This window comes from Anaerocolumna cellulosilytica (genome assembly GCF_014218335.1).
GTDB lineage: Bacteria > Bacillota > Clostridia > Lachnospirales > Lachnospiraceae > Anaerocolumna > Anaerocolumna cellulosilytica.
Window position 1 is genome coordinate 5234533 of record NZ_AP023367.1, and the last position, 23508, is coordinate 5258040.

The window sequence follows — 23508 nt, forward strand, 5'->3', positions numbered from 1 at the left end:
TGAAAATATCCAGATGCACTCTATAATAATCACCATAAAAAACATTTTGACCTTATTAAAATGCTTTAGTATACTGGATTTAAACAATGTGTAATAGTAGTAGAGGTTGAAAAAATAAGTAGCGAAAGGATGCTGCAAATTGTTTAGCAGCAGTATTGCAGCCGTGGCTGCGATACAATGAGGTACAACTATGAAAACTTTATATATATCCGACTTAGACGGAACATTGCTTAATGAAGCAGCACAGCTATCTCCCTATACCATAGAAACTCTTAATGAGCAAATCCAACGGGGAATGGATTTTTCCATTGCCACCGCCAGAAGTTTAGCTTCCGTTAAGACCATACTAGCCCCTTTAAACTTAAACCTACCTATTGTGCTTATGAACGGGGCTGCTATCTATGACATGGATGCAGGCAGCTATAAAAAGGTAGAATATCTCTCCCCCTCAGGTTTAAACCATATATTAAACGTAATACACGAACTTGACCTGTCAGGCTTTTTATATGAAATAAATAACAGCGAACTTACTACCTATTATCAGAATCTAGAGACCAAAGCCCTGAAAGATTTTTATAATGAAAGAGTACATAAATATAATAAATATTTTGTACAGATACCCAACTTTGCCCAGTTAGACAGAGAGCATCTGATGTATTTTACTTTATTGGATACCAAAGAGAAATTAGAACCGGCATATAAAAAACTTAAGGAACATGGGGACTTAGCAGTTGCCTTTTATAGGGATATCTATCCGGAGGAAGAACTCTGGTATTTGGAGATTTTTAGTACAAAAGCCACCAAATATAATGCTGTTGCGTATTTAAGAAACCAACTCCAATATGATGTCATTATTGGCTTTGGTGACAATCTAAACGACCTTCCCTTCTTTAAAGCCTGTGACAAGGCCCTCGCTGTTGAAAACGCAAGAGTTGAAGTAAAAACTGCTGCCCATGAAATAATCGGTCATCACAAAGAAGACGGTGTTGCCAAATGGATTAGAAGAAATGTAAGCTTGTAGACTGTAAAGGTGAGATTCCCAGCAAGAAAAAATACCGGTATTGTGGGAAAAATAAAACACTGAAATTGCGTAGAACTTAGCAAAATTTATCTTGCTATCTACCCTGAAAGCAGTTAAACTGTAGTTCGGATTTTACATAATTACCATAATAACTGCTTAACAGGAGAACCCATGGAAAAACTAGCAAAACAATTAACAGTAAAATATGCTTTTTTGCAAAGTGCTTATTGGATTAGCGAATGCTCCATATACAGCTTTGCCGCTGTCTATCTGCAATACAAAAAATTTGACAATACACAGATTGGTTTTATATTATCCTTTGCTGCCATACTATCCATACTACTACAGCCGGTTATAGCCGCAATAGCGGATAAAACAAAGAAGGTTTCCTTACGTTTTATGGTATTGTTACTTATGGTATTTGTTATCGGTATGACCTTACTATTATATGTAATGCAAGACTCCTTTTGGGTTACAGCCATAGTTTTCATTTTGATAAATGCCATTCAGTTTACCTTAAATCCACTGTTTAATTCTCTGGCACTGGAATATCTTAACTTAGGAATCCCAATGAACTACGGGCTTGCTAGAGGAACCGGTTCCATTTCCTATGCTATTATGTCCTATCTGTTAGGAAATCTGGTAGATTCCTATAGTGCAGGAATCCTTTTGCCGGTCTTTTTGGTAAGCTATTTCTTCGCAGTGCTTGCAGTGGTTTTGTTTAAAATAAATATTCATAAAACGGTTACAAAGGATGCAGCTTTAGAACAGCTAAAAGACAGAGAGAATGATACCAATACTCTATTTAATCCACAGTATGAAATGGATACTGTACAACCTGAAAAGGCACCTTCCGGAATATTCAGCTTTTTCACTACTTATAAGAAATTTACAATATTATTAATTGGAATTGCAATGGTTTTCTATTCTCATAGTTTAATTAATACCTATTTAATCAATATTATTAAGCAGGTGGGGGGAAGCGGTTCCGACTTGGGTGTATCCTTATCCATTGCTGCCGGCCTGGAGCTTCCTACAATGGCCGTATTTATATATCTGGTACGTAAAATCCCCTGCCATAAGTTATTAGTTATCTCTGCCTTTTTCTTTTTTATAAAGGCAGCGGTTACTTTGCTTGCCCCTAACGTATTTATGATTTATGTTTCACAAATCTTTCAAATGCTTTCTTTTGCCCTGTATACTCCGGCGTCCATATACTATGTTAACGAAATTGTAGGGGAACATGACCGGGTAAAAGGGCAGGCTATGCTTGGAGTAGCAGCCCTTGGCATTGCCGGAACAGCCGCTAATATAAGCGGTGGAAAGATACTTGATTCTCTTGGAGTTTCCCATATGCTGTTGGTGGGAACACTGGTAACTTTTTTAGGTTTCTTGTTAGTATGCTTCTCAGTTGAAAAGACTAAAAAGAATGTTTTTTAAATATAAGAACCCTTTACTACCTATGGTTATTATATTTTATGCTATTGAAAAAGGGCTATGGTTTCTGCTTTTTTGTCAGCAAAAACCATAGCCCTTTTATTTATTTTACGGCTCTTCTAACACTAACCGGTACTGATACTAATCTTTGTAATGGATTCCACACTAATAAGGCAATAGAATAATCCACCATACTATGAATTATGGTACCTAAGCCAACCAAACCTATTACCGTGATAAGATATCCCTTGGAGCTGTCCATGGAACCTCCCCAATAGAAGAAGGTTACAACAAGAACTTCAAAGACTGCGTGAATCAGTGACATAAGTAGTCCAAACAAAACCGTTCCTTTTACACTGCTAAGAAGATTACCTTTATTCTTAAGCATATAAGCGCCTGCTGCTGCAAACACCAAGTGGCTTAAGGCTCGTAAAACAATGACAATTGGAAACCCTGCAAATAGAAATCCAAAACCGGTAATTAATGCTACCGATACGGCTGTGTATGGTGATATAAACATAGCTATAAAGATTGGAACATGGCTAGCTAATGTAAAGGATGCCGGTTCCAGAATAATCTTAATTGGTGAAAACATAGGAATAGATATTCCTATAGCACATAATAATGCTGAAATAGTCATTAATTGAACACGATTCTTCTGCTTCATAAAAAGCTCCTATCTGTGCGTCCTGGCACATGTTAAATTCAAAGTTAGCTTACTTCTTTTAATCCATAATTATCCGACGTGACAGGAAGTCTAATAGGAATCTTGTAACTGTCTTGTCACCTGTAATGTCATAGATATTTTATGTCATGTCAAGTGAAAAGTCAAGTGAAATAACATGTAATTTAACTGAAGCGATACTCCCCACTAAAATTATGGTAATATTATGATAATTTTAGTTGAAAATGGAAAGCTAGAGAGTTATAATAAAGAAGTAAACTAAAATAAGCGGATATAGTTTAATGGTAAAATTCGAGCTTCCCAAGCTTGCGTTGCGAGTTCGATTCTCGTTATCCGCTTTCATAAAAAATAGCAGCAGCACTGATTTTAGTGCTGTTGCTTTTTATTTTATAAATATATAAGTGGATAGGTCTACTATTATATGTTATACTATTCTTCATAAATTAATGTATGAAAATAACTTTAACACAGGGGTATATTTTAACTTAATTAGAACTAAGGTGGTGAATCAATTTGGTGAAAACAAGGGCAGCTGCCTCCTGGAATAGAGAATATACAAATAAATAATTTTAGGAGGCAGCTGGCTATGCAATTTAAAGAAATACAAATGGATCAATGGGTAAGAAAAGAGCATTATGAGCACTATAAAAACAACGTTCGCTGTTCATATAGTGTAACGGTTCCAATTGATGTAACTGATTTATTGATTAAATTAAAAGCAAAGGGTCTAAAAGCCTATCCGGCACAAATATATCTCTTATCATCAGTGGTGAATCAATGCAAGGAGTTTCGAATGTCTACCAATGAAGAACAGCATCTAGGTTACTGGGACGTAATGGACCCAATGTATACCGTTTTAAACACCAGCACGGAAACATTTTCATCGGTATGGACTAAATACGATAGATGTTTTCTTACATTTTATAAAAGGTACTTAGAAGATACAGCACAGTATGCTAATGGGGTTCTTTTTCCCCAAAAAAATATTCCTTCTAACATCTTCAATATTTCCAGTGTTCCATGGCTTAATTTTACCGCTTTTAATCTTAATGTCTTCTCGAATGAAAATTATTATTTGCCAATTTTTACAATTGGTAAATATATAAAAGAAGATGATAAAATACAGATGCCCCTTGCGATACAATGCCATCACGCTGTTTGCGATGGCTTGCATCTTGGAAGGTTTGTGGATGCACTGCGTTATATGGCAACACATACAGAAGAATGGCTCCTTTTATAAATTAAAGGATTTTCTAAACTCACTTGGAGTTATACCATGTACATCTTTAAAGGCGGCTGCAAACTTGGCAGCATTTTTGTAGCCGCACATTTCTGCAATATCTCTAATACTAAGGTGATCATCTCCTAATAATTGCATGGCTCTTTTCATACTCTCTGTCCGGATATACTCATATATAGGCTTGTCATAAATATTTCGAAAGGAAAGCCTAAGTTTACTCTCACTCATGTCAGCAAGCCTGCATAACTCCTGTATACTTGGAGGATGTAGAATATCCTCATCCAGTCTTACTTTCACACGGTATATTTTCTGTTCGTTCTCCCAGGTAACATAATGTCTTCTTGCACTCCTTCGCTTAGGTATCTCAGGATAATTTCTGGTAATACAGGATAATAAGTGCAGAACCATACCTTCAAAGCCCAGTAAAGGCATATCTGCATTGCGTACACTCCATCGAATCTGCTCCATAATAAGCATCGTATCCGGTGTATTATAATTCTTACTCTTCCACTCCCTGGCGGCTTCTATGTTGATCTTAGGTGCATCTTTTCTGTCTTTTAGAAAGTCATTTATAAAATCATCATAAACCAACACACTAGTAAAACAGTAATGTGTATCCTTTTTAAAAGTAAACTTAAATTTCTTTTGAGGATTTATAATAATATGGTTAAATGGTTTCAAATGCGTTGCTTTTTTCCCTTGTTCAGTATAAACAATATCTCCGTTGTCAACACAAAGAATCCACATACATGGCTTTATGGTATTTACCGTATGCACAATATCCTGATTTGGCGTAAACCAAGAGCTGGCTACGAACAATCCATTTGCCGGATGCATTTCTGCAATCCAGCCATTTGTCCAATTAGGCGGAAAATCATATATATGCCCTTTACCATACTCCCTGGTTTTCAAATTATAATTCTTAGCTAGCCCCCTCCAGGAAGCCTTACTATACTCATCCATCCGTTTAACCTCAAATATTTTTATAAAATATCTTCATTATAGCATAGTCCTATAGCTCCCACAAGAAATATAGATATAGTTATCACTCCATTCTATTTCATTTATAATCCATTCTGTATTTACTTAAATCTTTTTATTGCCTATAACCACAATAGATACTGAAAATTCTCAAAGTATCTTAACCACAACTTCTAATATCCAACGAAAGGGTTATTGACGTTTACTAAAATCAATGCTATTATTTCAGATGAGTTAGCACTCTCTAACTTTTAAATAAGATAAAAAAGTGCGTGTATGTAACTAGAGAAACTACCTAGAGGAGAATCATTATGAAAAAAATATTGTCTATTGGAGCTACAGCCGTTCTCATCCTGACTGTTCTTACAGGATGCAGTAATACAAAAAATACGAATACACCTGCCTCTACACAACCAACAGAGCAGGCGACAGCAACAACAGCTCCTACCTTCGAACCGACAGAAGAGGAAACCGGTACCAGAACTGTAAGCACAATAAAAGGTGATATCGAAGTTCCTGTTAATCCTCAACGAGTTGTAGCTAATTGGTATGTAGGTGATGTAATTACCCTTAACTTAAATCTGGTGGGATACAATGCATGGGCTCAAGAAACTATGCCTTTCTATGATGTACTTATGGCATCAACCAAAATAGAAACCTGGGAACCGGAGAATGTTATGACCTTAGAACCGGATTTGATTATTACTTACAAAGAAGATGATTTCGATAAATTCAACAAGATAGCACCCGTGCTTGTTATACCGGAATCCATTGAGTCTACCCAAAGACTATCAATGATTGGTGAAGCAACTGGACGCACCGAAGAAGCAGAGGCTGCCATTCAAAACTTTGAGACTAAACTGGCAGAGGCAAAAGAACGTTTTAATGGTGAACAATTTGCTGGAAAATCCTTTAGTATCTTGGAAGACTGGGGTGCTTCTGGTGACTGGAGCGGCGTATATTATGAAACAGGCTCTAGAGGCGGCACTCTGGTATATGATTATCTAGGTCTTAGTATACCGGAAAAACTTACAGAACTTATTAAACAATCAGGAGAAGGCAGAGGCTCATTAAGTTATGAAATAGCGCATGAGTATTTCGGAGATTATATTTTATGGTTCCGTCAAGAAGGAAAAGAATCCGAATATGCACAAACTGAAATCTGGAAAAGTATACCTGCCGTTCAAAACAAAAAAGTAGCCGAAATTCCAGGTGAAATGCTTGGACTTTTCTATTACTCCGATGTGACAAGTCTTACCGGGCAGTTAGATTACACCGTTAATGCCATTAATTCTTTGGCAAATTAATCAGACTTGCTTTAGAAGGAAAAATAAAGAGGTTGTCTCAAAATACCTTGAGACAACCTCCTTTTATCTTGTTTAATACTTTTAGGCAAATGCAAAACTATCATCATTTATTGGATAAATCTTAAGAAACGCAGGCTCCCCAACCCAGTGCAGCAATAATCCCTTATTAACTATTTATGTCAATTATACCATATAATTTACATCGAATCCAATAAAAAATAAATAAATTATCTTTCTTCTTTACGAAACTTTCTTAACCTACGATTCATGTCTTCAGCTAATTTAAAATCCCTATGAAACATAAAGAGGATAATAAACCCATAGTTAAAAAGAATTATTAACATAAGAATAAAGATATCAAAACTAAAGCTTAGGTCTATCCAATCAAAGAAATGACCACCCACCAGAATAACTACATTGATGTAAAGATAATGAAAAATATAACGAATCATTATTCTTTGTTTACTCAATTCTATTTTAGAATAAAAAAACAGATTGCCAAGGGCACAAACTGCTGCCAAAGCTATAATTTGCCACAGGAGCGCAAAGGATAAGGTCGCATCCCTTGAAAACAAACCTGTATAAATTGCAGAGCCTACTGTATTAGCGGCTATTACGTAGACAAATACCTGTATCATGCTTCTTAAATGTAGCATACCCTACCTCCAATTAAAACCATACCATAGCCTATATTCCTAACTTCTTTTTCAAAGCAGGAACATACTGTTTGGATATCACAATCTTTTCATCATTAAACAATAACGCCTCAAACCGTCCAGAAAAAGCAGGACTGAGGCTTTTTATTTTACTGATGTTTAAAATGACCGATTTTGATGCCCGGAAAAAGTCCGTATTCACGTATTCAACTTCAATTTCATACAATTTAAGCTTTGACTCATATATACTCTGCTTGCAATATATAAATACCTTATTATCAACCCCTTCAAAGTAATATACATTTTGAGGGTCAATCATGGTAACGGTGCCATCCTTCCAGCCGGTCAGTTTTTGATTGCCTGCTTTTAATTCTGATATAAGTCTTAATACTGTTTTATCAAGACTTTTACACCGTATAATAATCTCTTCTTCTTCACCTTGGCCAACATCTTCTATGGTTATCTTCATATACATTCTGCCCTTTCCTTTCTAAGGGCTTTGCCTGGTGATGCCCTCAGTATTCATTATCTTAGAACTGTATTACGCCTTCTTTGTATGATTCCAGATATCGCTATGAAGATTATACCACTAATTAATAAAAATGCCACCTTACTTCCCATCGTAAGGTTTTCTTCTCCCCAAGTAATGGATATGCCCATATATTCACTGTATCCACTAAGTACCTCCTTTGGAAGCCCCTTAAATGCAATCTCTGCTGCTTCTCTTGTAAACGCATCCCTCATAAGCGAGCAACCATGTAGTAGAGGCAGTGCTTTTAATATGTTCTGAATACCTTCCGACAATGACCCCATTGGCAGATAAATAGCTGATAAAAAACCCACAAGTGTACCCACTATCGTACTTAGACCAGAATATGCACTTGTATTATTCACAAAACAAGCAATAAAAAATACCAAAGTGGCAGACATAAATACATTCAATACAATCCATAAAAGTACCTCAAAAAAAGCACTTACAGATAATAAAGTTCCACCGGATATTAAGATAAAGACTTCACCCAGAAAAACTGTGATAACGCACATAATAATACCCATTATGATGGCTGCTGTAATATAACCAAGCACAAAAATTCCACGATTTACAGGTGATACATAAAAACAGGAAAGTTTTTTATTCTCTTCATCCTGTACCATAATTCCAACCATAGCTAGCGTTATTGTAACCGAATTAACTACTACGATGCCTGCTAGTGTCCACATTAGAACTAACTGTTCGGCATTGGCACGGTCACGAATAACATCCCTTTCCCCACCGTAAGCGGCAAGCAAATCAACTACATTATCAGCGTTCATTTTTCCAAGAAAAACAGCCATAAGTCCAATAATAATTAACATAGATAATAAAGAGAAAAATACATGTGAGCGGTTTCTAATATATACCAATAAATTCCTTTTAACAAATCTTTGAAATGTCATCCTAGTCTCCATTCTTCTATACATACTAATTTTTAGATGTATCTTTGTGTGATAAATCTACTTTTAAGCCTATAATTTTCGCCCGGTGATATTTAAAAAGACATCATCCATAGTTCCCTGGAGAATTTCACAGCCGTTTATTACTCCCTCTAATTCCTTTAAAATCCCAATCCCAGCTAACGTATCCTTTAAATCAACCTGTATATGATTATTCTTTATAGTAAAATTATACCCGTTATTTGATAGATATCCGGTTACCGTATCCGCCGACTTAGGATAAAGTTTTACTATATCATGGGCATGGACTGCTTTTAATTCATGAGGGGCCCCAGCGGCAACAATCTTCCCTATGTCCATAATTGATATATGGGATGCCTTTCCCGCTTCCTCCATATAATGGGTTGTTAAAAATACTGTCATGTCATTTTCCCTTTGTAATGCTTCAATACACTCCCACACATTCTGCCGGGTCTGAGGATCCAGTCCTGTGGTGGGTTCATCTAAGAATAAAATCTCCGGCGTATGAATTAATGCTCTTGCTATTTCACATCTTCTCTTCTGTCCACCGGAAAGCTTTCTAAACTGACGGTTTAATAGTTCTCCGATGCCAAGAATTTCACATACCTGCTCCATGTTTTTCTGGACAATCTTACTATCCTTAAAATATAAAGAACCTCTGACTAAAAGATTCTCTTTTATAGTAAGCCTCCCATCCAACATATTATCCTGAAATACCACTCCGATTTTTCGTCGTATAGCTTCATTTTCTTTACCCAGGGTGTATCCGCAGATAGTAACTTCACCCTCTGTTTTATCTAATAGGGTGCATAAAATATTAATGGTAGTTGATTTTCCTGCACCATTAATTCCCAGAAAACCGTATAACTCACCTTTCTTTACCTGAAAGCTGATATCATCCACTGCCCTGATATCTTTAAAATGTTTCTTAAGATGTTTCACTTTAATAATTTCTTCCATGACCGCTCCTTTATAATATCATAGTTGTAATATCTTATGAGGTAGTGTACGATATCCTTAAATTTATTACAATCCTCCCTGCTTTAACCTGCCCATAATTACAGGTAACCTGCCTGAAAGTAAGGGCAAGCTGCCACTTTACCAAAATCGAATGAAAAGTTAACAAGAATGAATCTGGTAGTAAGGAGGGCGGTAACATTGTTAGAAGAGTTAGATAAATTAAAGAATGAGGACTGGGAATGAGACGTAAATGCTAGGCAAGTCATTCCTGATGAATTCCTAACATAGCACTGGTCTCGAGCTTGTAATACATCCCTTTCCCTTTAGACTTTTATGAAGTTCATAACATCCATCTTCTCAAGCATATCAAATGTTATGTTGCCTTTTTGAATATAGTATGGAGTATGACATTTTTCCCAATGTACACCTTTTGTTTTGCAACTGCCTTCATATCTGAAACCATACTCGATTATTTCATTGATAATCATTTTTGTAGTAAATTTCTTTTTATTACCATGTTTATCTCTCCAGTTTGATAAATGAAAGGGTAAAACAGAAAGACAGCCTCCGGTTTTTATGATTCTTTGCGCTTCTTCAAATAACATATATTTCATAACACCATTGCCGCCATGCAAAATATCATATAGAAGCATCAAATCAATAGAATTGGCTTGAAACTCCTGTAAGTTCTCTGCAGTTTTATTAATAATCTTAATGTTATTAATACTATTTAGCTGTATTTTTTTTGTTATCTCATTCTGACATACAAGATTTGCTTCTATGCCATAAACCATTCCTTCCGGAAACGCGTATGCTGAGGCTAACAAATATTGACCAAAGCCATATCCAAAATCAAGAATTATAGGTGACTTATTATCACCTAGCGGCATTTTATTAAAAAAGCTTGTCCCTTCTTTTTTCTCCCAAAGAGCAATATCATCATATAAGCTTTTATGTGTATTTGTATAGTTAATTGCTTCCATAATAGCACCCCTTTTTTATACCTTTTCAATTTACTCCTACACTTTTCCTAAAATACCTGTAATACAATCTACAATGATTATTTTAGTTTATTATAATATACGGACTATGCGGACAAACAGTTCATAAATTCTATGATTATGTATTCCTATATCCATGTAATAGGACGACATAACTTTCTGGGTAATTTAGTATCTGAATTTCCGCGTGCAGAATTTACTTGTCCCTGTGTTAAAAATACAGCTTCTCTTAAATCTGCTGAATTAAAATTAGTATCCCTTGTATCTGCGCCTAAAAAGTTTGCTCCATGAAAACTACATCCTTCAAAATTAGTTGATATCAATAAAGACATACTTAAATCCACACCATCAAACTTCTTACCTTTATAACTTTTTCCAATGAAATTCCTTTTGTATTCTTCCTTTTTATGATTGTAAATTGACTTAACAAGATTCTTTACTTTTCTTAGACATTCATTAACTTGCTTCCTATATCCGTCAATGTCATATAACAGTATATCGTGAGGAGAGGCTTTACATATGTCCCTACCTTCTTTAATTAAAGCATTTAGACGACTCCAAAGTTCTCTAGCTGGTATAATTGTTTTTGCCTCTGCTAAAAAATAAAGTATTTGGTGAATCTGAAAAGTAACCAGAAATACATTAAACATTTCTTGAGACTTCGTTGGCTCTGTACGCCAGTTTGAATTATAAATTGCCTCCGTAACTTTTTGACCGGCACCAAAGCAATCGTAGCCAATACAACCTTTCATATTACGTTTCATAAGTTCTGTATGCACCTTACAACGAAAATCACTTTGTAGGTTGATACAAGGTTTGCCCGCTGCCTTATCTTCCGGAAATCCATCCATTTCAGAAAAGAATAATGCAGTGCAACACAAACCACTGCATTTAGAACAATCTATTTTCAATTCTTCTATTAAATCAGTCTCCACTGCACTTTCATCATGTATTATCATATTCATGTATCTACTCAAACTCCTATAAATTTCATTTCAATTATAATACCATATTTTTCTAATAAACAAAATAGTAATACGTTAATCTTAATTTTTGTATATCTATGTTTGCATAAAATCATCCGCAAATACTCCCTGATTTTAGCTTGATTGGAGGTTAAAATTATCAAGAAGTTTACAATCCTGTTTTAATGCTTTATAATTTATACAAAATAAGAATCAAATTTTAATCTGAGGATTCTAATAAAATACAGGATTGGACATATCATGATTAATATCTTACTTGTTGAAGATGAAAAAAATATAGCGTTTTTACTTTATGCCAACCTAACCCAAGCGGGTTATGACTGCGTATGTGTATATAATGGGACCGCTGCGGTAGAAAAGATTGATACGCACAAATACGACTTGATACTTCTGGATATCATGTTGCCGGAAATAGACGGGTATGATCTTGCTGAATATATTAGACCGAAAAAAATACCGATTATTTTTCTTACTGCCAAGTCTTCTGTTTTAGAAAGAGTAAAAGGCCTTAAGCTTGGTGCGGACGACTATATCGTAAAGCCCTTTGAAATGATTGAATTGCTAGCCAGAGTAGAAGCCGTATTGAGGCGATACAATTTGTGTGATACCAAAATAAGCTTCATGGAGATTGAAATAGATACCATCTCTAGAAAGGTTACAAAAGGTGGCAGGGACGTGGCTCTGACCGTAAAAGAATATGATATGCTGCTATTTTTTATACGAAACAAAAGCATTGCACTGTTTCGTGATAAAATTTATGAAAGTGTTTGGGGTGGAGATTATACAGGTGACAGCCGTACCGTTGATTTGCATGTACAGCGACTGCGTAAGAAACTAAACTGGGAGGATACGATTATATCTGTGTACAAAATTGGATACCGCTTGGACGTTCCAAAAAATAAAACAATTTGTAGAAATTGATACAACTTAGATACATATTGCATATAACATTAGTTTGTGCATAAGGCATTTAAAAGATGGCTTACAACTCATTTTCATTCAGATTATGACAATTTATCAGAAAAGGAGGCGGTTGTATTAAAGTTGTAAAAATTAAGTAATTCAATAACATCTCTGCCGAAGGAGATGTATCACTGAGGGAGCAGCTATGAAATTTCGTACGTTTATCACCACATTGATTTTGTTTCTTATAATTCTTTTTGGTAGTTTATTTTTTATCTCCTACTCTATGTTTAGAACAGACATGAACAATATAAAGGAACGGGGACTAAGCGAGCATTATTTTATAAATTCAGCCTATGGAAAAGATTTGAAAGCAATCATCGATCGGGGTAATACATATGAAGACTCTATAGAACCTCTTTATGAGATTTATGCAGATTTTTATAAAAGGCAGGGTGTCAGTCTCGAGGTGATATATCAGGGAAGAGTCCTCTTAACCAATTTCGGCGATAAAGAGATGCAAGTGGAAACTACTAACCCCGGAATACGAAAAGTATCCTTTCTTCAGAAAGGCGATGCTACTTATATTCGTGTGATGGGAGACATTCCTGGCACTGACAATCAGTATGGTCTAATTTATCTGCATGATATTACTGGAAACCTTAAAGCCTGGGAGCAGCGGCAGAGAATATTATTGCTAATTGGTGTAATATCTTCGACAGTTTTAGCAATCAGCCTTCAGATATTGTTAAACCGTATCTTTCAACCTTTATTGATGGTGGCTTCTGCTACGCAGAAGATAGCAGCAGGCCATTACGAAGATAGAATCCGTTTAAAAGGTCGAAATGAATTAACGGAAATGGCTGAAAACTTTAATCATATGGCGGAAGAAATCCAATTGCGTATAACACAATTAGCAGAAGCCTCCAAACAAAAACAGCAGTTTGTTGATAACTTTGCCCATGAAATTAGAACACCTCTTACATCCGTATTTGGTTTTGCAGAATATATTCAAAAATCCCCTATAGACAATGAAGAGAAGATAAAAGCCGCCGGTATCATTATGACAGAAAGCAAACATATGCTCAATATATCGAATCGTCTGCTGGAAATGGCTGTACTTAGAAATATAGAAATATCCGGGGAGAGGATAGAGGTAGAACAGCTTTTTGATAATACCAGAAATTATATGTCGGATAAATTAAAAGTAGCGGATATTACCCTTACCTTAAGTAACAATATTGATTACTTCTATGGAGATATGGATTTACTGGAGAGCCTTTTGATAAATTTAACAGACAACGCCATAAAGGCCAGCAGTCCAGGAGATTCAATAACTTGGGAAACCCGCATGGAGGCAGGGAAAAAGGTATTGCTTGTTAAAGATAAGGGAACAGGAATTCCGCCTGAAGCAGTGGGAAAGTTAACGGAACCTTTTTACCGAGTGGATAAATCGCGGAGCAGAGAGTATGGTGGAGTCGGATTAGGACTTTCCATATGCGGTTTTATTGCAGAATTACATAATGCAGAGCTTATCTTTGATTCCAATCCCCAGGAGGGAACCACAGTCAAATTAATTTTTACTGGTTAAATAGTGATGAAACAGATTATTCAGGTATTTCGCAGAACTGAAACAAAGACCCCGATTACCTGACCCAGAAAAGGAGAAACAATGAAAAAATCAGATGCAATAAAAATCATAAGTAAAACCGTTTTTGCAGGAGCAGTAGCCATTGGTCTATGCAGTGTTGCCTTTACAGGATTTAATAACAAAGTAATAGCTTCTGAAATGAAGAAGCAGACATCCTCACCCACAACCTATAATATTAAGACGATAAAAATAGAACCTTCAGAAGATTACGTGAAAGAGGACTATAAAGTTATCATAAATAGATTAAGTCCCGCTAAAGATATAAATTCACTATCTGCTGAAGCAGCCGCGGAAATAGGAGCAAAATACATCTGGAATATGTATAAGGCAAGTCTTAAGGAGAAAGTGGTCGTTATGTATTATAATGTCTCACCAATTACCTCTGAAACTAGATGGATTGGAGATGTATATGAGAACTATGACCAAACACAAACGCCAGGCGCTTTAGGAGAACCGGATTATAGTTTTATGATTAATTCTATAAGCGGTGAAAGACAATCTATACAGATGAAGCACAGTCCTAGCAAGATATCAAAACCGATCCCTTTTGATGAAAAAAAGGCTAATGCATATTATAAGGAAAATTGCGAGGAATATAAAGAGTTAGCAATGAAGTTTACTAAAGAAAGCTATGGAGTGAAGGTAGCTTCTACTGACTTTGATAGTGTTTCTGCACTACTTGAAAACGTCAGACCACGTCCAGAAAATCTCGAAGCTATAAGACTTTATATAAATTTCATTGTTGTCGATACAGAGGGTACCGAGTATAGTGTAAGTATAACAGAGGATACAAAAGAGCTTCAAAGTATTAATAGTATAGAGCCGGATGGTGGTTCGGATTATCTAGGTTAAATACGTTTATAAAAAACTAATACGCTCAATACGAATTGAATAAACTTAAATTAGTTTTTTAAAGATTACAATCGAGTAGGAGAAATTTCTTCAAATTGAAGAAACTCCGACCTCTCACACCACCGTGCGTACCGTTCGGTACACAGCGTTTAATCAACTTAACAAGTAACACACTTTCGGTGTAGTAATCTAACATTGAGATTAGTCCAAATGAGGCTAATCTCTTGTTGTTTATCGCAACATTTACAGCACCTTTGTTGCAGACATAGGCAATTCTTGCACCCGTATATGCCGTTTTCCATGCTGTATATTTGTTAATTCCAAGTTTCATCAAGTTCTCTGCTCTGTGTGGAGTTTTCCACTGTTTCCAAATACACAAGCGAATACGATAACGTATGTTGCTGTCCAGCTTTGCACAAAGACCTTTCATACCACCAATTTTAAAGTAGTTAATCCACCCTCTGATGAGTTCATTGAGTCTCTTTATTTCGTAGTCATTTCCAACTCCCCAACTTCTGCAAGTAAGTTGTTTCATTCTTGCTTTGAACTTTGCTACTGATTTGGCATGTGGTTTCACCTTATACTGATGTGTTTTGCTGTCAAAGTAGAATCCAATTCCAAGGTATTTGAGACCTCTCGGCCTATCCACCTTGCTCTGTTCCTACAAGTGGTAACTTTACGGCTTCATCCTTTTCTGCGGACTTACCAAACAGAACCTAGCCTTATATGTGATTTCTATCCGTCAGGCCGGAGGTTTGCCTACAGCTTCCTTCAGATTCTCACGATGAAACCCTTGCTGTTCAGCTATGCACTTCCTTGTTACCTAGGTGCACTCGGGACTTGCACCCGTTAGAGCGCGCCCATGGCGCGCAAACAGAAAAAGCACGGCGGTTTCTGTTATCGCCGTAATAAAAATGTTCTCTAGTTCTTTCACCTCTAAATATGGGTGCTCATAGCGTTACTCATATTCATACGTTCGTTGAGGATGAATTTTTCACCTGTTCTTTCGGTTGTTCAGGTATGGTTTAATGAAACGCTCAAAAACATCCTGTTCCTTTATAATTGCAAGCCCTTGTTCCTCATCACCCAGCACTAGCATTTGATCTCCCGCCTTGATATTAAAAACCTTTCGAGCCTTAGCCGGAATAACAATTTGACCTTTGTCTCCTACGGTTACTATGCCAAATGCATGTTTTCCCTTAGGCGGCACACCAAGACCACGCACAGCACTTTCGTATGTAACCAAATCATCCAATGTCACTCCGTATACCAAATCGATAGACTGGGATTATTGGAGTATTAAATACCTGAGCTGCTCCCCATATTGAGATGCCCAAAGCAATTAAAATAATTGAATTTGCTTTTTTGCAAATATTGTATAGCTTTCCCGTCTCGAATTTTCGGATTAATACAAGTCCAAGGGAGAAAATCCAAAGCATCTGAATATACCAAAGCACACCTGTACCAGATACTGCCATGATTAGATACAAAATTACTTTTGGAGTTGTATTCGGAAATGTATCAAATGCATTACTAATTGCCATGTTAAAATAACCTACTGTCCAATGAAAGACAAACAAACCAAGGGTCGATGGAACCAATAATTTTCTGGTTCTACTTGCAATGAATTCATTTATAGTATGTTCTTCCAAATAATATCTGGAACTCATACCGGACACAATAAATAGAATTACCATAAACCATGGATATAAAATATATTGCAAAGCATCCTGATACTGCATTTCATGAAAAGACCCAATCACACCTGCAGTTGACACTCCATTATACATATAGATTACATGATAAAGTACCACCAATAAAACGGTAATCCAACGTAAATTATCTACATAATATTTTCTCATACATTTCCCACCTTTGCAATTATTTTTAGCATATTATAACAAACCGGAAAACGAAGTTCCACCAACTGTTTTTAACACAATTCATAGAATTTTGTTAATATATGTGGCATATATTTGTTTTTGATAATTACTGGTACAATTTGGTTTCTATAAATCAAAAACGTAGGTATACTATCTGTACATAAAAAACCTCTAAACCTTATTATCAAGGTTTAGAGGTTTTCTCTAAGAGAGGCGACAACCAGATTTGAACTGTTTTGGCAGTCCTAAAAACCTTATAGAAAGGGGGCTTCTGAACCCTCTGACAGCTTTTGCACCAATTTTGCACCTACGTTTCTAACATTATTATATTTACTATATTACTTTTGATTCTGTGCACTAATATCAATTTCAGCAGCAGCTACCTGCTCTTGTGACTTAGTATATTCTAATTCAGCTATTAGATAATTTTTAACGTCTGTAATATGTTGTCTAAAATAATTATGTTTCTTGTCTTCACAATAGAGAATCCTTTTCAGTTTTCTTTGTAATTCTGCGATTAATTTCTTATTTTTAATCTCATAGCCTTTTGAGTTATATCCTAAATACTCTCTGTTTATGTACTTGTCTGTAATCGGTATAACATCACTTATAAAAAATATAGATTTCGTTGTTGTATTTCCAATATGATAAAAACACGATTGCAATTTATTATCCGGTAAGCTTAAGTAGCCCTCGATTCTCTTTTTAGCCAATTCATCTCGATGTTCCCAGTCTCCCATAGGAATGGCCCAGTAAATTTCACTATCTCTTCTAATTTTAGCAAGCATACTATAGGACGTTCTTTCGAGTCATTCCATGCACCACCTACATCACGAATTATTTGATAAAACATATTCTCAGCAAAATATATTGAATTTTCTTTCATATTTCTCCTCATCATATGTATAAAGGGGCTGTAAAAAAACTCCCCTAAAAGAAAAATCGCTGAGGTCATGAGACTTCAGCGATTTTTTGGTATAATTAATTATGCAAATAAATAAAAACACCAATGATAATTATACAGTACGTCAGCTGAAATTACCATTGGAAATCGAAAAATTAATTAATATATCTGATCCAGTATACACGTTCTGTGAGGTGATGGATCACATCGACCTATCAAAATATTTTGTAGAGAAAGGCTACAGAACAGGTCGTCCAAGATGTGATGAACAGAAACTCCTTAAAGTGATACTCTTTGCCTTCATGGAGCACGGAATTAGTTCTCTGCGTGAAATAGAAAAACTCTGTAGGAATGATATACGATACCTGTATCTTCTTGATGAGATGAAGGCTCCTTCTTTTGCGACCTTTGGCAATCTTATACGCAATGAACTAACAGATTCCATAGAACAGATTTTTATTGACTTAAACAGTTACATTTTTGAAAAGGAGCATGTGGACCTGGAGCATACTTACATAGATGGAACAAAAATGGAAGCGAATGCCAACCGATATACCTGGGTATGGAAAAAGTCTTGTACAAAAAACCGAGGAAAGGTTTATGAAAAGATATCCACGCTAATTGATGCAATGAACCAGGAAGTATTAGGATATTTCGGTGTAAAACTTGATAAGAGAGATGAGTATGCTGTCGAATATGTATCTGAACTCTTGGAAATGTACAAGAATGCAACAAATCTGGTGGAATCCACGTTTGTATCTGGTTGTGGTCATAGAAAAAGCCTTCCGCAAAAACAATATCAGGAATTAGAGGGGTATCTAGAACGATTAAAGACATATGCACATCATATAGAAGTTTGTGGCGATGAAAGAAACAGTTATTCCAAAACCGATCACGATGCCACTTTTATGCGCATAAAACGGGATTATATGGGGAATGATCAGCTTCTCCCAGCGTACAATCTACAGACCGCTGTCTGTGATGAATATATAGCGGTAGTTGATGTAAAACCATATGCATCAGATATGGAATGCTTTGTTCCTTTGATGGAAAAATTCAATGAAATCTATGGTCATTATCCAAAGTATCCAGTTGCAGATGCAGGCTATGGTTCCTATAATAACTATCTTTACTGTGAAGAGCATGGGATGGAAAAATATATGAAATTTACCATGTTCAAAAAAGAAACATCCGATAAGAAGTATCATGAAAATCCATATCGCGCAGTCAACTTTAAAAGAGACGAGAATGGAAATTTAATATGCCCAAATGGAAAGACTTTTCACTTTAAAAGCAAACAACATGTCTATAAAAACAAATACAGCAGAACCGAAGAAATCTATGAATGCAAATCATGTGAAGGCTGCCAGTTTAAAAACGATTGTTGTCCTAAGGCAAGCAAAAATAGAACTATTCGAATGAATCAGGAATTAACATCAATACATCAAGAGGTAATGACAAATCTTGAATCAATACATGGCGCACTGTTGAGAATGAATCGTAGTATTCAAGCGGAAGGAACCTTTGGTATTTTAAAATGGAATAAATCCTACAAAAGATTATTTCGAAGAGGTGAGAAAAACGCAATTCTTGAACTCACACTGATTTCTTGTGGTTTTAATCTTTATAAATATCATAATAAAAAACAGAGAAACAAGTTGGCTGCTTAAAATCCAAGAACTATACTCACAGCTTTATTAAGTGCACGCTTTTTTATGGAAAAATCAATCATAATCATAAAAAATAAATAAAAAAAAGAAGAATCACCAGAACCGGCATCTGTCGGAACTGGCGATTCTTAATTAAGGACTTATTTTACAGCCCCTTTTACAATGTTTCCTGCACATTGTGAAGCATCTTTGTATCATTACAATGTTTAACTGTACATTGTGAAACATCTTTGTACTTATATTATATACATTGACAAAGTAAAATGCAACTATTTTTAAAGAAATTTATTTTATATTGCATACATTTAGAGACAGCGTTATTTTATCGTAGGATATTTGTATACATTTTTAACTACATCAGGACTCCTGCCAGTCTCCACACAGCATAAAAGCTCTCAGGAGCTCTGTCATCAAGCCAGCTTTCTAAATTACTTAACATTATCATCTTAGTAAAGTCGATGCTCCCCTCATCACTCTCACCAACAGGGTGGTACTCCGTACAGCTTAGGCCAGTATATTTATACTCACTAATAATATCATTAGCCACTCTGTGGTACTCGTACTGCATCCAGTCAGGTGGAAGTCCCTCAAGCATAGCCTCTGGATACAAATCACCTAACTCAACCATGATTGTAGTCGATTTTATCTGAGGATTATCCGCATATATAGGGTAGGTATCACAGCTTGCAAATACCACCTTAAACCCACGTTCCAGTAGCTTTACAACTACGCCTACAAGCTCATAGCGTATTTCAATGGTCATAGGCTGATTCTTCCGGTCACAATTACAAATATGAGGCCGGTTACGTTTATAAATCTTTTTACATTTAGGACAAATCGTCATTATAAACAGTCTCCTTATGCACAGGTTTTACTTGCACCATCTCTGATAATCCTGTTTACGGTACTCCTACTAAGTGCTGTTTGCCTAACAATTTCAGCAATCTTTACACCGTTATTATATAATGAGGTTACCGTTATTGCTTTATCGGTACGCTTAGAGGGTCTGCCACCCGTTCTACCCCTGGCCTTTGCAGCTTTTAGCCCATCTTTGGTTCTATCTGAGAGTAAGTCACGCTCAAATTGTGAAAGACCTGCAAAAATAGTGAAAAGTAGTTTAGATTGGGGGCTGGTAGTATCAATCCACGGCTCTTTAAGGCTCTTTATATCAGCTCCTTTAGAGTGTATTAGCTCAACAATCTCTATCAAATCCCTTGTAGACCTCGAAAGCCTCGATAACTCAGCCACTACTACAACTATTTTTTCATTGGGTTTAATACTCTCAATCATTTGATTAAGCGCTTCTCTGTCTCGTTTAGTGCCTGTGACCTTTTCTTGATAAATATTGCGTTCAGGTACTCCCGCAGCAATTAGTAAATCCGACTGCCTGTCTAAATTCATATTTTCTTTGCTGACTCTGATATAGCCTAAATACGTCACGTTCTTATCTGTATCCATACCGTATCCTCCCTTAAATCCGTTTTATTTGTTATCCGTATTGCTTCATAAAGGTGTTATAATGTAATTTGATTATGACACCTTATATGACACGCTTTAACACCTTTAAACCCTTATTTTCAGTATCCTCTTATATGTGTGTCATAAACGACCGTTTTATGACACCTCTACAGTACACGGCCACGAGAGCTTTAGCAAGTCTCAATTTCAAAGTATTATCTGCTATGATGGGTTCGTGGCTCATTATTGATGTACCATATCCTTGTGCAGTGCCAGTAAGAATTTTTTGCAGAATCACAGTCAAGACCAGCAAGGTTAGGTAGAACCTATGGTGTCATTTAGTGTACTTTTTATTATTAGTTACCGAAAATCTTATAGTGCCTAAAGAAAACTCTCTGCAAAATAACCGGAAGTTTCTTGGAGATATTAGCATAATCACATAGACATTGAAGTGTCTTTGTTTGAAATAATTATAAAATTCGTTTTTGCTCAAAAGCATCTGCCTTCTCCCTGTTACTAAATAAAATAAATACTGTTTAATTTTTAAAAATAAACTATTGACATTGACCCTGCGTCAACTTGTATAATAATGGAAAGGTGGTGATGTTTTTTGGATTTGATTAGGATAAACGAAGTTGTTGACATCTTCGGTATATCGAGTAGGACACTAAGATATTACGAGGAAATGGGGCTTTTATGGAGCAACCATCCTGATAACAAAAGCCAACGTTATTATGATACTGACGCGCTTGAACGATTGAAACAGATTATTATTTTACGCAAATTACAAATCCCGGTTAAGGATATGGTCGTTATATTCAGAAGTGAAAACATGACGGCATTGATTCAAGCGTTTGTGGACAAACTTGAATTACTTGACACGGAAATTTCAGCTTTATCTGAGCTAAGGCATCTTGTCGATGATTTTCTTCATAAAATGCTAATGAGCGGTATCAAGAAAATATCAGGCATTACATTGCTTTATGAAGAAACTGAAAAGAGGCTTGCCACAGTTGAAAAGAATGAGACAGTCACATTTGAAAAATTGTCGGTAATCAGCCGTGAAGCATTAAGGCTACATGATGTACGAATTATTCGATTACCACCGATGCGTTTTCTTACTTCAAAATTGAAAACAGGACAAGTAGAAAATATAGAAGATAAAATGCAGAGTCTATTTGTGAAATATGGCTTCACACCAAGTCCCGGATTACGTAATTGCTTTTACCGCAAAGAACCAAGCGGTGAATGGATTATGCTTATCAAAATACCAAGTGACTATGAAAATACAACAGAATACGCAGACGAAAAATTTACAGGAGGGTTATTCGCTATAGCCAGTTCCTTCATGGAGGATATGGATGATACTTTTATTCTTTTAAAAGACTGGGTAAATAATAGCGACCATTATGAGCTCGACGCAAATGCAGAAGGAGAATTGCATCGCTACGAAATGATTGAGGAAATTTTACCGTGGGATATATCGAATAAGTTGAACAGATACCAGCAAGATATATTTATTCCGATACAAATAAAAAATGAGAAGGAGAAAAATGAAAATGGCTGAGTTACCTGAAATTGCTAAACTCTCGGGACAAATGAGAGATGTTCTGTGTGGAAAGACCATACAAAATCTTACTCTGCTGCAAGAGAAATGCGCCAACATCCCGTCTGATGAGTTTCAAAAACGAATCACGGGTGCAAGGATTGATGATATCCGTAATAGAGGGAAATGGATTATTACTACGCTTAATAATGGTGAAAATATCCTTTTATCTCTTGGTATGGGCGCAGATATTTTGTTCTTCGATAATGAGAAGAATGAAACGGACAAATACCAGATAAAGGTTCTCTTTAGTGATGGCAGCGGTTATACCGCCCGCTTTTGGTGGTTCGGTAAGTTCTTACTTGTTTCGGATGGCGAGCTTGCATCAGAGCCCAATACAAAAGACATTGCTATTGACCCATTTGATGAAAAATTTACGCTTGATTATTTTTCATCACTTCTGAAAGGAAAAAAGACGCAGATAAAAGCTTTTTTAATGAATCAGAAGAATGTTGGTGGAATCGGAAATATGTATATGCACGATATTTTATTCAAGGCACATCTACATCCTCAAAAGAAAATATCGGATATGAGCGGGGAAGAAATTAAATTGCTTTATAGCACCATAACAGAGCTTTTGAACCTCTCACAGGAAAAAGGCGCGTTTGCTTACGAAAGTGATTTCTTTGGGCAAAAAGGTGGCTTCACAATGGATTATTTCCTTGTAGGCTATAAAGAAAACCAGCCCTGCCCGGTCTGTGGCGAGACAATAGTTTCAATAAAAACTGGCAGTACATCTACTTTCATATGTCCTGCCTGCCAAAAAGAATAGTACGAAAATACACCAACCCTTTTTCATACTCTCGGTTGGTGAAGGATTCCCTTAATGGGTTAATAGGAGGAGATTTTTTA

Annotated in this window: 23 protein-coding genes, 1 tRNA gene and 1 pseudogene; 11 read left to right on the forward strand and 14 right to left on the reverse strand. The window is 36.0% G+C overall.

Annotation, left to right across the window (positions count from 1 at the left end; all coding sequences use genetic code 11):
• Positions 1–190: 190 nt before the first annotated feature.
• Both acsn021_RS21855 and acsn021_RS21860 read left to right on the forward strand, forming a co-directional pair.
• Complete coding sequence (locus acsn021_RS21855; protein WP_184092214.1) at positions 191–1021, forward strand: HAD family hydrolase; 831 nt, start codon at positions 191–193, stop codon at positions 1019–1021.
• A 171-nt stretch (positions 1022–1192) separates the two neighbouring features.
• Positions 1193–2461: an MFS transporter gene (locus acsn021_RS21860; RefSeq protein WP_184092215.1), complete on the forward strand. Its 1269-nt coding sequence runs from the start codon at positions 1193–1195 to the stop codon at positions 2459–2461.
• A 100-nt stretch (positions 2462–2561) separates the two neighbouring features.
• On the opposite strand, the gene acsn021_RS21865 is transcribed toward acsn021_RS21860, so the two are convergent.
• A complete protein-coding gene (locus acsn021_RS21865; protein ID WP_184092216.1) occupies positions 2562–3125 on the reverse strand; it encodes a hypothetical protein in 564 nt (187 codons plus the stop codon).
• A 285-nt stretch (positions 3126–3410) separates the two neighbouring features.
• On the opposite strand from acsn021_RS21865, the gene acsn021_RS21870 reads away from it, so the two are divergent.
• Both acsn021_RS21870 and catA read left to right on the forward strand, forming a co-directional pair.
• A tRNA-Gly gene (locus acsn021_RS21870) sits at positions 3411–3481 on the forward strand.
• Positions 3482–3729: 248 nt separating this feature from the next.
• Complete coding sequence (gene catA, locus acsn021_RS21875) at positions 3730–4383, forward strand: type A chloramphenicol O-acetyltransferase (RefSeq protein ID WP_184092217.1); 654 nt, start codon at positions 3730–3732, stop codon at positions 4381–4383.
• On the opposite strand, the gene acsn021_RS21880 is transcribed toward catA, so the two are convergent.
• Positions 4378–5346 carry a helix-turn-helix transcriptional regulator gene (locus acsn021_RS21880; protein ID WP_184092218.1) on the reverse strand — a complete coding sequence of 323 codons (969 nt, stop codon included), beginning with the start codon at positions 5344–5346 and terminating at the stop codon, positions 4378–4380. The genes catA and acsn021_RS21880 overlap by 6 nt on opposite strands.
• A 329-nt stretch (positions 5347–5675) precedes the next feature.
• Here acsn021_RS21880 and acsn021_RS21885 point away from each other — a divergent pair, with 329 nt between their 5' ends.
• Complete coding sequence (locus acsn021_RS21885) at positions 5676–6671, forward strand: ABC transporter substrate-binding protein (protein ID WP_184092219.1); 996 nt, start codon at positions 5676–5678, stop codon at positions 6669–6671.
• A gap of 227 nt (positions 6672–6898) precedes the next feature.
• Here the strand turns inward: acsn021_RS21885 and acsn021_RS21890 are convergent, their stop codons facing one another.
• From acsn021_RS21890 to acsn021_RS21915, 6 genes are all read right to left on the reverse strand, one after another.
• The gene (locus tag acsn021_RS21890) at positions 6899–7327 is read right to left on the reverse strand and encodes a DUF3021 family protein (RefSeq protein WP_184092221.1); all 429 of its coding nucleotides are present in this window, start codon (positions 7325–7327) and stop codon (positions 6899–6901) included.
• Between the two features lie 31 nt (positions 7328–7358).
• Complete coding sequence (locus tag acsn021_RS21895; RefSeq protein ID WP_330601748.1) at positions 7359–7802, reverse strand: LytTR family DNA-binding domain-containing protein; 444 nt, start codon at positions 7800–7802, stop codon at positions 7359–7361.
• 50 nt (positions 7803–7852) lie between these two features.
• Positions 7853–8764, reverse strand: a complete 912-nt coding sequence (locus tag acsn021_RS21900; protein WP_184092223.1) for an ABC transporter permease — start codon at positions 8762–8764, stop codon at positions 7853–7855.
• A 69-nt stretch (positions 8765–8833) separates the two neighbouring features.
• Positions 8834–9742, reverse strand: a complete 909-nt coding sequence (locus acsn021_RS21905) for an ABC transporter ATP-binding protein (protein ID WP_184092225.1) — start codon at positions 9740–9742, stop codon at positions 8834–8836.
• A gap of 323 nt (positions 9743–10065) precedes the next feature.
• Positions 10066–10725: a methyltransferase domain-containing protein gene (locus acsn021_RS21910; RefSeq protein ID WP_184092227.1), complete on the reverse strand. Its 660-nt coding sequence runs from the start codon at positions 10723–10725 to the stop codon at positions 10066–10068.
• A 146-nt stretch (positions 10726–10871) separates the two neighbouring features.
• Positions 10872–11708, reverse strand: coding sequence for a pentapeptide repeat-containing protein (locus tag acsn021_RS21915; protein ID WP_243167820.1), 837 nt, complete (start codon positions 11706–11708; stop codon positions 10872–10874).
• A 261-nt stretch (positions 11709–11969) separates the two neighbouring features.
• Here acsn021_RS21915 and acsn021_RS21920 point away from each other — a divergent pair, with 261 nt between their 5' ends.
• The 3 genes from acsn021_RS21920 to acsn021_RS21930 all read left to right on the forward strand — a co-directional run bounded on the left by acsn021_RS21920 (position 11970) and on the right by acsn021_RS21930 (position 15135).
• On the forward strand, positions 11970–12650 hold the full coding sequence (locus acsn021_RS21920; protein ID WP_184092229.1) for a response regulator transcription factor: 681 nt from the start codon (positions 11970–11972) through the stop codon (positions 12648–12650).
• A 187-nt stretch (positions 12651–12837) separates the two neighbouring features.
• Entirely contained in the window at positions 12838–14223 is a 1386-nt protein-coding gene (locus acsn021_RS21925) for a sensor histidine kinase (protein WP_184092231.1), read from the forward strand.
• An 81-nt stretch (positions 14224–14304) separates the two neighbouring features.
• Entirely contained in the window at positions 14305–15135 is an 831-nt protein-coding gene (locus tag acsn021_RS21930; RefSeq protein ID WP_184092233.1) for a hypothetical protein, read from the forward strand.
• Between the two features lie 158 nt (positions 15136–15293).
• Here acsn021_RS21930 and acsn021_RS21935 read toward each other — a convergent pair.
• The 4 genes and pseudogenes from acsn021_RS21935 to acsn021_RS21950 form a co-directional block, all read right to left on the reverse strand.
• A pseudogene (locus acsn021_RS21935) lies at positions 15294–15793 on the reverse strand (group II intron maturase-specific domain-containing protein); the annotation flags it as partial.
• A gap of 336 nt (positions 15794–16129) precedes the next feature.
• Positions 16130–16390, reverse strand: coding sequence for an AbrB/MazE/SpoVT family DNA-binding domain-containing protein (locus acsn021_RS21940; protein ID WP_243167821.1), 261 nt, complete (start codon positions 16388–16390; stop codon positions 16130–16132).
• Positions 16383–16997 (reverse strand): acyltransferase family protein, encoded by a 615-nt coding sequence (locus tag acsn021_RS21945; protein ID WP_184092235.1) that lies wholly within the window; start codon positions 16995–16997, stop codon positions 16383–16385. Before acsn021_RS21945 ends, acsn021_RS21940 begins: the two co-directional genes overlap by 8 nt.
• 359 nt (positions 16998–17356) lie before the next feature.
• A complete protein-coding gene (locus tag acsn021_RS21950; RefSeq protein WP_197978586.1) occupies positions 17357–17806 on the reverse strand; it encodes a hypothetical protein in 450 nt (149 codons plus the stop codon).
• 199 nt (positions 17807–18005) lie between these two features.
• On the opposite strand from acsn021_RS21950, the gene acsn021_RS21955 reads away from it, so the two are divergent.
• Positions 18006–19592: a transposase gene (locus acsn021_RS21955; RefSeq protein WP_184096195.1), complete on the forward strand. Its 1587-nt coding sequence runs from the start codon at positions 18006–18008 to the stop codon at positions 19590–19592.
• Between the two features lie 352 nt (positions 19593–19944).
• Here the strand turns inward: acsn021_RS21955 and acsn021_RS21960 are convergent, their stop codons facing one another.
• Both acsn021_RS21960 and acsn021_RS21965 read right to left on the reverse strand, forming a co-directional pair.
• Positions 19945–20436 carry a hypothetical protein gene (locus acsn021_RS21960; protein WP_184096087.1) on the reverse strand — a complete coding sequence of 164 codons (492 nt, stop codon included), beginning with the start codon at positions 20434–20436 and terminating at the stop codon, positions 19945–19947.
• Between the two features lie 14 nt (positions 20437–20450).
• Positions 20451–21050: a recombinase family protein gene (locus acsn021_RS21965; protein WP_184096089.1), complete on the reverse strand. Its 600-nt coding sequence runs from the start codon at positions 21048–21050 to the stop codon at positions 20451–20453.
• Positions 21051–21660: 610 nt separating this feature from the next.
• On the opposite strand from acsn021_RS21965, the gene acsn021_RS21970 reads away from it, so the two are divergent.
• Together acsn021_RS21970 and acsn021_RS21975 are read left to right on the forward strand one after the other, a co-directional pair.
• Entirely contained in the window at positions 21661–22617 is a 957-nt protein-coding gene (locus tag acsn021_RS21970; RefSeq protein WP_185264934.1) for a MerR family transcriptional regulator, read from the forward strand.
• Entirely contained in the window at positions 22610–23428 is an 819-nt protein-coding gene (locus acsn021_RS21975; protein WP_184096093.1) for an Fpg/Nei family DNA glycosylase, read from the forward strand. Before acsn021_RS21970 ends, acsn021_RS21975 begins: the two co-directional genes overlap by 8 nt.
• Positions 23429–23508 lie beyond the last annotated feature (80 nt).